Annotated in this window: 12 protein-coding genes; 2 read left to right on the top strand and 10 right to left on the bottom strand. The window is 39.6% G+C overall.

Annotated features, from left to right (window positions below):
• Positions 1-67 precede the first annotated feature (67 nt).
• Positions 68-1,048, bottom strand: coding sequence for a tetratricopeptide repeat protein (locus tag MUO14_RS02620; protein WP_244753506.1), 981 nt, complete (start codon positions 1,046-1,048; stop codon positions 68-70).
• 513 nt (positions 1,049-1,561) lie between these two features.
• Here MUO14_RS02620 and MUO14_RS02625 point away from each other — a divergent pair.
• Complete coding sequence (locus tag MUO14_RS02625) at positions 1,562-2,860, top strand: hemolysin family protein (RefSeq protein ID WP_244753507.1); 1,299 nt, start codon at positions 1,562-1,564, stop codon at positions 2,858-2,860.
• A 48-nt stretch (positions 2,861-2,908) separates the two neighbouring features.
• Here the strand turns inward: MUO14_RS02625 and MUO14_RS02630 are convergent, their stop codons facing one another.
• Positions 2,909-3,112, bottom strand: a complete 204-nt coding sequence (locus MUO14_RS02630) for a hypothetical protein (protein ID WP_244753508.1) — start codon at positions 3,110-3,112, stop codon at positions 2,909-2,911.
• Between the two features lie 834 nt (positions 3,113-3,946).
• Positions 3,947-4,450, bottom strand: a complete 504-nt coding sequence (locus tag MUO14_RS02635) for a DNA-deoxyinosine glycosylase (RefSeq protein WP_244753509.1) — start codon at positions 4,448-4,450, stop codon at positions 3,947-3,949.
• Between the two features lie 264 nt (positions 4,451-4,714).
• Between MUO14_RS02635 and MUO14_RS02640 the strand changes: the two genes are divergently transcribed.
• On the top strand, positions 4,715-5,338 hold the full coding sequence (locus MUO14_RS02640; protein WP_244753510.1) for an NAD(P)-binding protein: 624 nt from the start codon (positions 4,715-4,717) through the stop codon (positions 5,336-5,338).
• An 86-nt stretch (positions 5,339-5,424) separates the two neighbouring features.
• Here MUO14_RS02640 and cobA read toward each other — a convergent pair whose 3' ends face one another.
• The 7 genes from cobA to MUO14_RS02675 form a co-directional block, all read right to left on the bottom strand.
• Positions 5,425-6,204 (bottom strand): uroporphyrinogen-III C-methyltransferase, encoded by a 780-nt coding sequence (gene cobA, locus MUO14_RS02645; protein ID WP_244753511.1) that lies wholly within the window; start codon positions 6,202-6,204, stop codon positions 5,425-5,427.
• Between the two features lie 19 nt (positions 6,205-6,223).
• On the bottom strand, positions 6,224-6,550 hold the full coding sequence (gene nirD / locus MUO14_RS02650; RefSeq protein ID WP_244753512.1) for a nitrite reductase small subunit NirD: 327 nt from the start codon (positions 6,548-6,550) through the stop codon (positions 6,224-6,226).
• Positions 6,551-6,571: 21 nt separating this feature from the next.
• A complete protein-coding gene (gene nirB / locus MUO14_RS02655; protein ID WP_244753513.1) occupies positions 6,572-8,986 on the bottom strand; it encodes a nitrite reductase large subunit NirB in 2,415 nt (804 codons plus the stop codon).
• A gap of 118 nt (positions 8,987-9,104) precedes the next feature.
• A complete protein-coding gene (locus tag MUO14_RS02660; RefSeq protein WP_244753514.1) occupies positions 9,105-10,532 on the bottom strand; it encodes an MFS transporter in 1,428 nt (475 codons plus the stop codon).
• A 45-nt stretch (positions 10,533-10,577) separates the two neighbouring features.
• The gene (gene nasC / locus MUO14_RS02665; RefSeq protein WP_244753515.1) at positions 10,578-12,716 is read right to left on the bottom strand and encodes an assimilatory nitrate reductase catalytic subunit NasC; all 2,139 of its coding nucleotides are present in this window, start codon (positions 12,714-12,716) and stop codon (positions 10,578-10,580) included.
• 56 nt (positions 12,717-12,772) lie between these two features.
• Positions 12,773-14,014, bottom strand: a complete 1,242-nt coding sequence (locus MUO14_RS02670; RefSeq protein ID WP_244753516.1) for a (2Fe-2S)-binding protein — start codon at positions 14,012-14,014, stop codon at positions 12,773-12,775.
• Positions 13,975-15,114 (bottom strand): NAD(P)/FAD-dependent oxidoreductase, encoded by a 1,140-nt coding sequence (locus tag MUO14_RS02675; RefSeq protein ID WP_244753517.1) that lies wholly within the window; start codon positions 15,112-15,114, stop codon positions 13,975-13,977. Before MUO14_RS02675 ends, MUO14_RS02670 begins: the two co-directional genes overlap by 40 nt.
• Between the last annotated feature and the right edge of the window lie 281 nt (positions 15,115-15,395).

The raw sequence follows: 15,395 nt of genomic DNA on the forward strand, positions 1-15,395 counted from the left end.
AACACAAACATAGACGCTTTCAACATCTGTAACTGTTCTATCCCTGAAAATAGAAACAAACGCTTTATCATTCTCCGACAAGCAAAACATAGTGTTGTTCACACAGTTCAATCTCTTCTTTATACTTTTCAACTTCTCTACTGTCCTGTTTTTTGGGATAAGGGAGTTGTAAGTATTCATGACCAAGCTGTTTTAGAGCCTCCACAATATATTCAAGCTCATCCTCATTCGGATACAGTGGATAACGCACGTAACAATAATGAATTAATAGACGAATGACCATCTCATACATAGTTGGATTACTTTGCTCCATCGCACCAAGCCTTAACTGAATTTGTTGAATGATGTATTCAGACTCAAATGAATTTAACCGTGCAGGAATGACAGTAATATCTTTTGAGAATTTATGCAAATGAATCTCACGGCCAACGCTGTTATCTCTAAACCAATGGATGATGGCTGTTTTAATAATTGGATGGACCGAATCGCTCATTAGTACTTGCTCAAATGATTCTGTATTATTCAGAATCGGTTGCTTGATCAATTGTTGGATCGAGAGCCATTGATTATGTAAATCATCATTTTCGATAGCTGCGAAAAATGAATGAGCTAGTTTTTCCCCTTGTTTTTGATAAGAATCCTGAAGCAGTTTACTACTAACCTCATACATTTGCCATAGTTGTGTGCGGCTTTGATGAGGAATGTCTTCTGTCTCAAAAATTTCGTCTAATAAATCCACCAGCTCTAAATAGCGATTGTCTTGGAATAGGATCGTTATGTATATATGTAAATAATGATAATATTGTTCTGGATCAAATTTCATTTGGTCCTGGCACAATTCTTCAGCATCATCGTATTGGCCAAGCTCTACCCAGCTCATTAGCAGGCCTGTCACAACCTCACGTGAAGCCACTTCGTAATTAACCAAAGGAAGAAGAAGTTCGACAGCCTCCTGATACCTTTTTTGTCTTACAGCCTCGAGGCCCTCATTCTCTAACTTCGTTTTCCACTTTGGGAACATGACAATATCCCCTGTATATTTTTCCATAAGCCACCCTTCCTCATTCCTTTTTATACCTTCTACCTATTCTTACCTATATTCTCCGATAATAATCTCAAGGCAAACTAATTCGAGAACTTTTTTAACAAAAAAATTTCTAGAACACCCTAAAGCTTTAAAGCCTTAACGAAATATATGGATGTACCTCCCCTTAATAAAATATAGAAGAGAGACGTCCAAATGGGCGTCTCTTTTCATATAATCAACCGATCATTCCCGGTTAGTATGTATATGTATGAAAGATTAATAAAATTATATCACAATGCGGGAAATTCTGTACGAACTTAAGCATCATGGAAGGATATATAGTTAATCACTTGCTTTTATACCCTCACTACAATCACTCCAGTTTCTTCATTATAATATAGTTTAAAATGAGTCCATAAAAGTCAACAAACCGTCATACTATCCTTAGACCTTCAATTGGCATAATTTTGTTTATTTCGATACAATATAAATTGGAGACTCTTCACCATAACTTGACTTAAGAGGAGATATGATATGGAAACGACGATTAAGCTTGTAGCGGTGGCTCTGTTAATATTATTAACAGCGTTTTTCGTTGCAAGCGAATTTGCAATTGTGAAAGTAAGACGTACCAAATTAGAGGCCCGGGCGGCTGACGGTAATAAGAGGGCCTTAAATGCCTTAAGGGTAACAGGTAATTTAGATTACTATCTGTCAGCTAATCAGCTTGGGATCACCATAACAGCTCTTGGGTTAGGCTGGCTAGGAGAACCAACCTTAGAAGTATTGCTTCACCCATTACTGGAAGGATTTAACTTGCCTTCATCAGTAAGCCATGCCATTACCTTTGCAATTGCTTTTTTTGTCATTACCTTTTTACATGTTGTACTTGGAGAACTTGCCCCAAAAACAGTTGCCATACAAAAGGCAGAAAATATTACACTGATGCTTTCTGGCCCCTTAATTATATATAGCAAGATTATGTACCCCTTAATTTGGTTGTTAAATGGCTCGGCAAACTTGTTAGTCCGTTCCTTTGGCTATCAGACTGCGAAAGAATCTGATGAAGTCCATTCGGAAGAGGAACTACGCCATATTTTAAGCCAAAGTTACCAGCAGGGAGAAATTAATCAATCAGAATTTGAGTATGTGGACAGAATTTTTGATTTCGATAATAGAACCGCGAAGGAAATCATGATTCCCCGTACTGATATGGCTGTCGTTGACATCGAAGATCCAATAGGAGAGTCCTTACATTTCATGAATGAAGAACGGTTCACAAGATATCCAGTTTTTGAAGATGATAAAGACCATATCATCGGTGTCCTCCATTTAAAGGAACTCTTTTATAACGACTGGAACAAGGTTGAAACACTTGAGAAGTACGTTCGCCCGGTTTTAAAGGTTTTCGAAAATATTCCAATTCATGACCTATTAGTTAGAATGCAGCAAGAGCGTACTCATCTTGTCATTCTAACAGATGAGTATGGCGGCACCTCAGGAATGATTACTGCTGAGGACATAATCGAAGAGATTGTTGGCGATATTAGGGATGAATTTGATCATGAAGAAGTACAAACCATTACTTTAAAAGAAGATGGCTCCTTTATCATAGATGGAAAAACATCTATCCAGGATACCAATGACTATTTTGACATAGAACTAGAAAATGAAGACGTCGATACCATTTCCGGATGGATGTACAATCAGTTAATAGACGTAAATGAAGGATCCGTTCTATCACATGGGTCCTATCACTTCAAAGTTATAAAAATGGAAGATCAACAAATTCTATCCATAAAAGCTTGGAAAGAAAGAACAGCAAACGGTTGATAACGAATAGAAAAAACAGGCCCCCTTTAAAAACTAAGGAGGCCTTTCCTATAATGATTCATCTTTTGTTGCGTCCAATAGAATGATTAATGAGGAGGAAACTGTGCTTACATCTATTAGCCCATCATCCTCTTCTTTTACTTTGTCAAGTTGTTGAAGAATGTAGTCGTCTCTACATCTGAACTTTAATTGGCCTGAAAATATTTTTCCTTTTAAAGAAAGCACCTGTTCGTGCAATGTTACTCTATCCAAGCGACCTCTCCTTTTCTGCAGAAGTATTTGCATTACTTAAAAGTGTGTGTTCAAAAGGTTGACGAATGAGAACGTCAACAAAGATCGTTACCCCCTGTGACAAGTCGACACGAGCACGTTCCTTGCGCGTCGCAAGAAGTTCGAGGCACGATAGTTTTGAGGACCACAGCGTATGTCTTTCCTATGTGAGGATCGGAAAACCGAGCAACGAAGAAATTCGCCGTTGATCATTCGGTGACATTTTGAACATCCTTTTAAAAGGCGATCGACCTCATCCATAGAATAACAGTAATGATTTTCACCCTTTTCGACTGTAGTATTGACAGCACAGACAAAATAAATACATATGGTAAGAAATTAGTATCCTTTTGCTGAGAGTTCGCCATACATGCTGTTGGGGTAGAAGAGATGTGTACTTTTCATATAGATCCATGAAATAATAACAGTGAAATGAGGTGACGATAAGCTAAGCAGAGTCATGCCTAGCCAATCACTATGAAACTTAAAAAAAGAACGTTTTTATCCATTATGCTTACAGGCTTTTCAATCGGTATCTATCAGACTTTTCCTAGTTCCTTTACTTTGATTTTAATGTTTATAATCGCAATAATTACTATTGGTTTCATCCTTCGTGACCTTCTAAAATGAGGGTCATGAATAACTGAGTCGTTCAAAGTCAATCCATCTATAAGTGTGTGTTTAAAAAGTTGACGAATGAGAAGAAATTCGCCATTTATCATTTGGTGACTTTTTAAACACCCTCTAAAAGAACTAGATACATGATTCAACTCAAAAGAGAGGCTGCTTCGCTTCACAGCAAGGCAGCCTCTCTTATCAGGAATACTCCTTTATTATTTTCCAATCTTCTATCTTTCCCTCTATTGTTTTATTAAATCTACCAGGAATAGGACTTGTAGAAGGCATTTTTTTAAAATCAACCCCAGTAAACATTTTCATGTCGAAATGTTTTTTAAAAGTATTGTAGGCTTTCGTACCATTAAATATGACTAATTTAAGCTGCCTATGCTCATGTATCAATTCTGTTAATTTATTTGGTACTTCAACTCTTATGTTCGAGTCAAGACTGCCTTTTCTTTGACATGAATAGATCACATCCCATAGGGCTATCTCGTGCTCCTTAAGGAAAGACAACTTTTTTTCATAATCCTCTATCCCACTCTCTTCATAAACCGAAAATATAATCTTCCAGAAATGATTTCGAGGGTTTCCATAATATTGATTAGTTTCTAATGACTTATTCCCAGGAATGGATCCTAAAATCAGCACTTTTGCATCCTTGTCAATTACGGGACTCAATGAATAGATGTATCTTTCCATATAACTGCTTCCGCCTCCCCTTTCTAAATTCTCTTGCTCTCTTTGTAACTAGTATAATATCCTAGCCAACTTTTAACCTGTTCTAAAAAGGAGTTAATAAGGATATATTAGGACTCTCATTAATTAGTGTCACGTATAATGATCGATCTCTGTTCTAAGTTCCATCCTTACTAAGGTGTGTTCATGCCCTTATAAATCTTGTTTGTTAGTGGTTTAAAGAAGTGGGATAATAGGGGTATCAAAGATTATGGAGGCTTTTACTAAATGACACTCGTTCCATTAATGCTTGACTTAAAAGGAAAAAAGGTTGTAGTTATCGGTGGTGGTCATGTGGCTAAACGCAGAGTAGACAGTTTACTCGATACTGAAGCCTTCTTAACTGTGATCAGTCCAAAGCTTATTCCAGAACTTATCCATCACCACGAAAAAGCCAGAATAGATTGGAAACAGAAATATTTTTCTCCTGATGATGTGGAGGGCGCATTCTTAATCATTACCGCTACCAATAATAGAACAGCTAATAGAATTGTTGTCGAATCTGCTCCTTCTGATTGCTTAATCAATGCCGCGGATGAAGCTGATGCTGGCAATGTACATTTCCCTGCTCACTTCGAGCGAGGTAAATTGACCGTAGCTATCTCTACACAAGGTGCCAGTCCGCTCTTAGCGAAGAAAATAAAAAAAGACTTATCGTGTCAATATGACGAACGCTATGAACAATATCTCGATTTTTTATTTGAAGTTCGTCAGCTGTTAAAGCAATCAAGTTTTTCACATCAAGAAAGAAACAATTACTTACATAAGATTCTCTCTGAAGTATACTTAGACCCTCAAACACAAAAAGAAATGCTCCATTCACTGGAGCATTACATTAAGAATATCAATTGAGTTAGATAGTGAAATAGGAGGCCTTTATCCGTCTACATCGCTGTGATCAATCTATAGAACGGCTTGCATGGGATCACCCTATTTCATCATGCTTCGATTGCGCTGGGGTCGATCATCCCTTGATTCATAACTTTCAATTGCTGTAAACGATCTCGGAAACGGACAACTTCACCGACAACGATTATTGCTGGGTTAGATACCCCGGACTGTTCCGTCAGATGGACAATGTTTGCAAGTGTTCCCGTAATTACGCGTTGATGTTCCGTTGTTCCCTCTTGAATAATGGCAACAGGTGAATCCAAGCGTTTCTTATTCTTCATCAATTGTTCACATATTTGAGGAAGATTGCTGATCCCCATATAAATGACCAATGTATCGATATTATCCACTAGACTTTTCCAGTCAATTTCTTTGTGGTTTCCCTTGGACCTGTGCCCCGCAATTACTGCAAAAGAACTTCCCATGTCTCTGTGGGTTACTGGAATATCAGCATAGGCGGGAACAGCAATCCCAGATGTAATTCCTGGGACTACTTCACACGATATTCCGTGCTTAGCTAACGCTTCCACTTCTTCAGCTCCTCGCCCAAAGACAAACGGGTCTCCCCCCTTCAACCGAATGACCGTTTTATCTTGCTTTGCATATTTCACTAACAAGTAATTGATCGTTTTTTGTTTCAAAGTATGAAACTTTGGATGCTTTCCACAAAATATTAGGTCCGCATCAGAGCTCGCCTCTCCAAGTAATTGTTCGTTCACTAAGCGGTCATATAGAATAACATCAGCTTGCTGAATACATTTGACTGCTTTAAGCGTAATTAAATCGGGATCTCCTGGCCCTGCCCCAACTAAATATACCTTTGACATAAGTCTCCTCCTTGAAGCATTATTTTTGCGGTAAAATGACATATACGTTTTCGTTTTTCACCTCTACATCAAACGTTTGTACACAACCTACGTCGGGGTCCTGGACCTTTCCATCAACGACGCTAATTTTCCAGTCATGCATCGGGCAAAATACGTGTTTCCCACTCACCATTCCTTCAGCAAGCACCCCACCTTTATGGGGGCAGCGATTTTCTATGACACGTATATCACCACCTTCCAGTTTGAAAATGGCTAATTCCAAGTCACCTGCTTGAACGGTTTTCCCTAACTTTTCTGGCAGTTCATTGACCTTTGTTACAAAAATCTTATTTAATAGTTGTTCCATTTCCGGTTCCTCCTCGTTAGACTAGTTTAAACCTGCAGGCACTTTTACATTTTCATAAAGGTCTCTCAGCAATGTTTCATCTTCTAGGGTTTCTGACCAAGGATCCTGCACAACTGACAGGGCCTCATCCATTCTCTGATTCAAATCAATCAACACCTTCTTATCTGAGAGGACGGTCTGAATATGTTCAATGCCAACTCGCTCAACCCAAGAAGATGTTCTTTCTAAATAACTGGCATTTTCTCGGTAGTATTGGAGAAAAGCAGCTGTTGTATCTAATACTTCTTCATCTGTTTTTACCTTAACGAGGAGTTCAGCCTTTCTCATATGTGTCCCGCCATTACCACCGACGTATATTTCAAATTCTCCATCTAATCCGACGACCCCTACGTCCTTAACTGATCCCTCAGCACAATTCCTCGGACAAGCTGATACACTCATCTTCACTTTATGTGGTGTATTAAGCCCCTCAAATTTCTTCTCCATTTGAACCCCTAAACCGATTGAATCCTGTGTTCCAAACCGGCAAAAGTCTGCGCCGACACATGTTTTTACTGTACGTAATCCCTTCGCATAAGCAGAACCTGATGGCATATCGAGCTCCGACCAAATGCTTGGCAAATCTCCTTTTTGGACACCTAGCAGGTCAAGTCGCTGTCCCCCGGTCACTTTGATCATTTTTACTTCGTATTTATCTGCTACATCGGCAATTTTCCGTAAATCTTCGGCATTGGTTACGCCGCCATACATACGTGGAACAACTGAATACGTGCCATCGTTTTGAATATTGGCATGTAATCTTTCATTAACAAATCGCGATTCTTTTTCATCTTTATACTCTGTCGGATTGAGCATGCCCAAGTAATAATTCAATGCAGGTTTACACTTTGAACACCCCTCTTCTGAAGACCAGCCGAGGACATTCATTACTTCCCTTGTGTGGGTCAATTCTTTCTCCTTGATTTCTTCTATTACTTCATCCCTGGATAAAGTCGTACATGCACAAATGGATTCTTTTTGATTCTTGTCATATTCTTCACCTAACGTATACTCCAATAAATCGGATACGAGTGGTTTACAACCTCCACAGGATCTCGAAGCATTTGTACAGCCCTTAACTTGTTCGACTGTAGTCAAATCTTGGCTGTTGATCGCTTCCAAGATTGTTCCTTTCGTCACGCCATTACACCCACAAATGATTTCTCCCTCAGGCATAGAGGCGATGAGATCGATTCCAGTCTCTTCAGAGCGATCATTGTCTGTGTACTCTTCTATAGCTGCTCCTTTATTAATGAGGCTTAACAGTCGATTACCATCTTTTGTGTCCCCGAACAGAACGGCCCCTGTAATTTTCCCCTCATTTACTAGTACTTTTTGATAAACACCATGCCAATCGTCAAACACTTTTACAGACTTCGTGTCTTCATCTTCATTGATTTTTCCAGTTGAAAATACGTCAACACCTGATACCTTCAGCTGAGTGGATAATACAGATCCAAGGTATCCTCCACTTTCCACACCGCAAATCCGTTTAGCCACCTCCTGTCCCTGTTGATAAAGTGGTGCGACAAGTCCATAAACTATTTCTTTATGCTCTGCACATTCACCAACTGCGAATACATTCGGTACTTCTGTTTCTAAATGATCGTTAACAATAATTCCCCGATTGACCGGAATACCACTTTCACTTGCTAGACTAATATTCGGCTTTATTCCAACAGCCATCACGATTAAATCTGCTTTGATCTCTTCTCCATATTTGAATTTGAGACCTTCGACTCGATCTTTTCCAATAATTTCAGCAGATTGTTTTTCCAGTAAAAAATTCATTCCCTGGTTTTCTAATTCCTTCTGCAACATCTTTCCAGCTGTTTTATCTAGCTGCCGTTCCATTAAATAATCCGCAAGATGAACAACGTCAACTTTCATTCCAAGATTCAATAATCCCCTCGCCGCTTCCAAACCTAATAATCCACCACCAATGACAACCGCTTTTTCATATTGATCGGACGATTTGATCATTTGCTCACAATCTTTGATATCACGAAAGGCAGTCACCCCTTCCTTATCTGCCCCAGGAAGCGGAAGCATGAACGGCACTGATCCAGTAGCCATAATCAATTTATCGTAAACTACATGACGTTCTTTATCAGTAGACACAATTTGATTTTCCGTATTAATGCTTGTAACGGTTTCTCCTGGGTATAATAAGATGTCATTCTCCTCATACCATTCCCAGCTGTTTAATGTGATGTCATCAATGTTTGTATCCCCCTGAAGAACTTTGGACAACTGAATCCGATTATAATTGGGATAAGGTTCGCTTCCGAACACCGTAATATCAAACAGGCTTGGAGATATCTTTAATATTTCCTCAATCGCCCGAATTCCTGCCATACCATTACCAACAAGCACTAACTTTTGTTTTTTTCCCATATCACAAATCCCTCCGAACATATGATTAATAAAATGCATGGAATATCATGAATGAAATGCCTTCTACAGCAAGTTAAATTGTTTTACTTGATTCCAGAACGATAAGGAATTCTGTTCTTCATGCTCCCCTGGAAACTTTTTGTCTTTCTAATGCATGCAAAGAAGGTTCCTTTATAAAGCAGGAGAAAATGAAGCAAAGGAATGCACCTGCTCCGATAACACTAAAAAAGGCTGCCGGGTACATCAAATTAAGAACCGCAAGAAAGCAAACAGAACCAATATTCCCATAAGCTCCTACCATCCCTGCAATTTGTCCCGTATTGTTTTTCTTGATGAAAGGGACCATCGAAAATACAGATCCAGATGCGGCCTGACCAACCATTGAACAGGACATTGTTAATAGAACGGCAAGAGCCAATGGCCAATGGCCTGATAGAAAAGACATTCCGAAGTAGAGAATCGACAGTAGAAACAGCAAAATCATAAGCACTTTTTTACGACCAAATTGGTCACTCATCCATCCTCCTGCCGGGCGCGCAATCAAATTGGTAAAGGCAAAACTACTGGCAATCATTCCTGCACCAATCGATCCCAGGGCATATGTTTCTTGAAAAAACATAGGAAGCATAGAAATGACAGCCAATTCAGCTCCAAATGCAGAAAAGTAAGCAAGGCTTAACACAGCTACTTGCTTCATTGAGTATTTTTCTGGTATAGGTATCTCCGTCATTAAATAAGCTCGATTTTCCAGAGCTATTTTCACGGCTCGATGCATGTATAATACCCCTAGCAAGACGTAGAGTCCTATTGCCCATTCCAGTGTCAGTAAGCTGGTCCGCTGCAACGACCATATAAGCACGGCCAGCCCTCCATAAATAGGAAAATAAGCTGCGACGAGGATGATCAGATCCACAAAGCTTGTAGCCTTCATTCCTTTTGCAGATTTCGAACGCTTAAATTCCTTCATAGGAGGGGCATCTTCTACACTCCGGTAATATATAAATCCGTAAATGAGTGAAATAACCCCTGTCATAGCAATGGCATACCTCCATCCGTTTTCTTCCCCTACCCATAAAGCGATCAAGGGCAGGGTGAAGGAGGCCAGTGCAGATCCAAAGTTCCCCCAGCCTGCATAGATTCCGTGCATAAAGCCCGATTTATTTTGAGGGAACCATTCAGCAATCATTCGAATTCCTACTACGAAGCTAGCACCTATAATCCCTAGCAGTAGTCGTGAAATCAGTAATTGCCAATATGAATTTGCAAGAGCAAAAGTAAAACAAGGAATGCTCATCACGACTAACAACAAAGAAAATACTTTCTTAGGACCGAAACGATCAACCAACTGACCCATGACGATACGGGCAGGAATCGCTAGCGCCAGGTTAACAAGCATCAATACACCTACCTCTTCTTTCGTGAGACCAAGTTGTTCCATTATAGTAGAATTGAAAGGGGCCATATTAAACCAAACCATTACACTGACAAAAAAGGCTAATGTAGACAAAAATAGAATCTGCTTGTTGCCTTTATAGGTTTCTTGCATCAAAGTCACCCTCCAATAACACTATTACTCTTTCAAAATCCATTCTTAACTTTGAACGGGCCTTGTGTTAACAGCCGTGACCTTAAATCCCGGCATCTGACTGAATGGATCCAAGTCATCAGCAACCAATCGATTGACATTTTGCTCTCCTCCCCAGTGAAAGGGAACAAAAACAGTATCTTTTCGAATTCGCTTCGACCATTTACTTCTAACGACAATCCTGCCGTATCTTGATTCAATTTGAACTAAAGTGTGATCCTTCACCTGGTATTTCTCGCCTGTGTCAGGATGAATTTCCATATACGATTCAATGTTTCTTGCGGCTAATGACGGACTATTTCTAGTCTGTTCCCCTGTTAAATAATGCGACATCACTCTTCCTGTAGTTAAAAATAACGGATACTTCTCACTTAGGTTCACTTTCGCGTGTTTAGGACTTCTTTCAATCACAGCCATACTTGCCTTACCATCTTGATGGGCAAATTCGTCTTCAAATAACCGTTTTGTTCCTTGATGATCTATATCAGGACATGGCCATAAAAGACCGTTTTTCTCTCGTATTTTGTCATAGGTTATTCCGTAGTAATTCGCTCGTCCTCCTCGACTGGCCACTCTAAGTTCCTCAAAAATTTCTTCAGCAGAATGAAAAGAAAACTTTCCCCTTTCTCCTATTATCCCAGCTATATCACAAATGATTTGCCAATCATGTCTTACCTCACCAGGCAACGGTCGACTCGCTTCCCTTAAAGTCACCCTCCCTTCTAAATTCGTCATGGTTCCTTGATCTTCTAAATAGGATGAAGCCGGTAAGATTAAATCAGCTAATTCTGCCGTTTCTGATATGAACATATCGACTGCCACAAGAAACTCGAGTTTTTTTAGTGACCTTTTCACAAAATTCGCATTGGGACTTGAGAGAGCTGGATTTGAACACATGACCAACATCCCATTGATGGTTCCTTTATCGATTTTTTCAAACATTTCATAAGCTGAAACCCCTTGACCAGGTAATTGTTTCTCTTTTACACCCCATACCTGAGCGATATAATATCGATCTTCTTTATTTTCGATTGAACGATAACCTGGCAACTGATCCGCCTTCTGTCCATGCTCCCTTGCCCCTTGCCCATTCCCTTGACCAGTAATTGCGCCATAACCGGAATAGGGTTTACCGATTTTACCTGTCGCAAGCAATAGGTTGATGAATCCACGGACAGTCTCAGTTCCATTGGTTTGCTGCTCAATGCCCCTTGCTGTGAAAATCATCCCCGAATCCTCTTGACCAAATGTTTGAGCTGCTTGGTATAATTGTTCTTTTGCCAACCCAGTCATCATGACACATTCATTTAAGTCCAATTTCGCAAGGTGACGGGATACTTCAGTAAAACCATTGACCCGCTTTCTCAAAAACTCCTTATCTATTAATCCTTCATCTACAATTACTTTCAGCAATGCATTGGCCAATGTTGCATCTGTACCTGGTTTATTTTTTAGATGCAAATCAGCGATATCAGTTGTCTTCGTTTCTCTAGGGTCAATAGCAATAATGTAGGCCCCGTTTTCTTTAGCTTGTTCAAAATACGGCATAATGGTAGGTTGACATTCCGCAATATTGGTTCCGGCCAAAATGATGCAGCGCGTGTACGGAATCTCCTGCAATGAGTTCGTAAATCCTCGATCGAGTCCAAAGGTTTGATTAGCCCCTGTAGCCGCCGAAGCCATACACAATCGGCCATTATAATCAATATGTTTTGTCTTCAGTGCAACACGGGCAAACTTTCCTAATAAATACGCTTCTTCGTTCGTGAGTGAAGCACTGCCATAGACCGCCAAAGCATCTGAACCCTTCTGCTCTTGGATGGTAGTAAACTCTTTTTTGATAATTTCTAATGCTTTCTTCCATGTAATTGCTACAAAATTACCATTCACTTTTAACAATGGCTGCATAACGCGCTGATTGTTCAGTACATGCTGATGTGCACTTATTCCTTTTACACATAACCGGCCTCTTGTTGTCGGGTTATCCTTTCCAACCGTCTTGTATACTTTCCTCGAAACAACCGTCTGTTCAATCAATTGCATCTTGCACTGCATACTGCAAAAAGGGCATTGAGTATCGTAAACCTTCTCTGATTGAACCCTTCGCTGCTTGGTTCGAAAATACTTTAACATTAGATCAGTCAAACCCTTCCCCTCCTTTTCTCCAGTGTTCTTTTGAGTATTGACTCAATAATTTCTTTCTAAATAGCCTTCTTCCTCGATCTATCGGCATCAAAGTTTTTCAGTAAATGTTCACGAATTTCTTCATCAAATAAAGCTTCTCTTATATGAATCAGTCCCACACGGTTCATCCATTGCCATATTCGTTCAAGATAGTTGGCGGACTCACGATAGTATTGAATAAATCCAGTGATCATCTCACACGTTTCTTGTTCTGTGCTAACGACACATAATAAATTACCTGAACGAACATTAGCCTCATTGCTGCCTCCTACATACATTTCCCAGCCTCGTTTTACTTTTATAACACCAATATCTTTAGTCATAGATTCGGCTCCATTATGTTCACAAGCAGAAATAGCAACTTTAATGCGAAAAGGAGTTTTCAGGAATTCCATTTTCTCATCCAACTCTGAAGCCATTATTAAGGATTGATCACACTGACATGCATACTCACAAATATTTGTTTGAATCGGTTCAACCAAGCTTTCACCAGATGAACGGATCGGCATGTTGAGATCATCTAAAAGCCCTGATAATTCATCTTGTCTTACCCCCAACAGGTGAATTCGCTGATCACTAGCAATGGCGATCTGGTTCAAAGCATACTTTTCTGTTACGTTCGTGATTTTTCTGAGTTTTTTGGTGTCAAGTATCCCCCCATAGAACTGTGGAACAACCGTTAATGTTCCATTAGATTGAGTAGCTGCTCTCATCCGTTCTTCAAACAAAAGACCTTCATTTTCTTGGTTATAATCGGGATAAATCATACTCAAATAGTATCCCAAAGCAGGACGACAAGTCGGACAACCTGCCTTGTTTTCCCACTCAAGCTTCTCCCTTACCTCTTGTGCATTAACCAGACTTCTCATCTGTATTTGCCAAACGACTTCTTCTTCTGTAAGGGTTGTGCAATCACAAAACGCAATCTGTTCTACTACCTCATCGAAATGGTCACTTTGAATGTAAGCCAGCAATTCTGAAACAGCAGGCTTGCACCCCCCACATGAACTGGAAGCTTTCGTGTACTGTCTTACTTCATCTACGGTTGATAATTTTTCCTGCTGAACCGCGCTAATGATTGACCCCTTAGATACGCTATTACACGTACAAATATGTTCTTCAATCGGTAAGGAAGCAACAAAAGAATCTCCAGGGTCAGTGGACACCAATAAGGAGTCTTTGTCTCGATCGGCAACTACCCTTTGTTTAATAATCGTATCTAGTAGATTGGAAGCTTCTCGCGTATCTCCAAATAGCACAGCACCAATGACTTTATTCCCCGGAAATAAATTTTTTTATAAACAGCTTCAATCTCATTTTTATAGTGAATGGCTTTAGTTGACCCTTCTGCAGTAAATTGACCCACAGAAAAAACATCGACCCCAGATATTTTTAATTGGGTAGAAAGAACACTGCCGGCGTATCCTGAGGTACTCTTTCTGCATAAATGCTTAGCTAAAACAGCCCCTTGTTCATAAAGGGGGTTGACCAGCCCATAAACCATTCCCTCATGCTCTGCACACTCTCCAACCGCATATATATCGGGAGAATGGGTAGACAAAAAGTCATCAACGAGGATGCCTCGGTTTGTCTCGATCCCACTGTCTTGTGCTAATTGAATATTTGGTCTTACCCCAACAGCCATAACAACAAGGTCTGTTTCTATTTCTGAACCATCTTTAAAACGGACCCTCTCCACACGCTCTTCTCCAACAATTTCCTCAGATTCTTTATCAAAAAGGAAGTTCATGCCTTGACTTTCCAATTCCTCTTGGAGCATCCGCGATGCATCTTGATCCAGTTGTCTTTCCATTAAATAACTGGAGATATGGACTACATTCACTTTTACTCCAATATTTAACAGCCCTCTTGCAGCTTCTAAACCTAACAACCCCCCACCTATAACTACTGCTGTTTTATACGTTTTTGCCATTTGCATCATTGTTTGGCAATCCTCTATAGTACGGAAGGATATTACTCCTTCTTTTTCTATACCTTGGAGTGGTAACATAACCGGGGAAGATCCTGTAGCTATAATTAGTTTGTCATATTGCACTTGCCTGCATTTATCGGTTTTTACCATCTTCTTTTCTTTATCAATTTCCGTTACTGTTTCACCAGAAAAGAGCCGAATATTATTTTCCAAGTACCAGTTATGTGAATGAATCATAATATCATCAAACGTCGTTTCCCCCTGTAATAGGGAGGAAAGCATAATTCTACTATAGTTAGCATGTGGTTCGCTTCCGAAAATTGTAATGTCAAAGGACTCATTATCTTCTCTAAGAATGTTCTCTACACAACGTACACCCGCCATGCCATTTCCAATTAACACAAGCTTTTGCTTTCCTACTTTCATCACCTCCAAAAGTTGTAAAAGAACGTATTAATTAGTTTAAAAAATGAACATCAATAGCTTAACTATTTTTCTTAATATTTCATTAATTTAACTGTAGCATAAGCTCCGCTTCACATCACACAACATGTAAGGAAAACTAACACACTATTTTAAATTATAATTTTTCGATCGCCCATAGTATTCAGAAAAACAAAAAGACTAACTCGCTACGTTAGCAAGTTAGTCCTTTTCTCCGTACAGAAGGATAAGTTAATTTTTGGTTTAGTTTAAGTTAGACAAAA

The sequence above is a fragment of the Halobacillus shinanisalinarum genome, assembly GCF_022919835.1.
Taxonomy (GTDB): Bacteria; Bacillota; Bacilli; order Bacillales; family Halobacillaceae; genus Halobacillus_A; species Halobacillus_A shinanisalinarum.

Bases quoted from the DNA above. Each gene is read 5' to 3' on its own strand.
- MUO14_RS02640 (WP_244753510.1), top strand. From the start codon at position 4,715: ATGACACTCGTTCCATTAATGCTTGACTTAAAAGGAAAAAAGGTTGTA.
- nirD (WP_244753512.1), bottom strand. From the start codon at position 6,550: ATGGAACAACTATTAAATAAGATTTTTGTAACAAAGGTCAATGAACTG.
- MUO14_RS02675 (WP_244753517.1), bottom strand. From the start codon at position 15,114: ATGAAAGTAGGAAAGCAAAAGCTTGTGTTAATTGGAAATGGCATGGCG.
- MUO14_RS02620 (WP_244753506.1), bottom strand. From the start codon at position 1,048: ATGGAAAAATATACAGGGGATATTGTCATGTTCCCAAAGTGGAAAACG.
- cobA (WP_244753511.1), bottom strand. From the start codon at position 6,204: ATGTCAAAGGTATATTTAGTTGGGGCAGGGCCAGGAGATCCCGATTTA.
- MUO14_RS02625 (WP_244753507.1), top strand. From the start codon at position 1,562: ATGGAAACGACGATTAAGCTTGTAGCGGTGGCTCTGTTAATATTATTA.
- MUO14_RS02660 (WP_244753514.1), bottom strand. From the start codon at position 10,532: ATGCAAGAAACCTATAAAGGCAACAAGCAGATTCTATTTTTGTCTACA.
- MUO14_RS02635 (WP_244753509.1), bottom strand. From the start codon at position 4,450: ATGGAAAGATACATCTATTCATTGAGTCCCGTAATTGACAAGGATGCA.
- nirB (WP_244753513.1), bottom strand. From the start codon at position 8,986: ATGGGAAAAAAACAAAAGTTAGTGCTTGTTGGTAATGGTATGGCAGGA.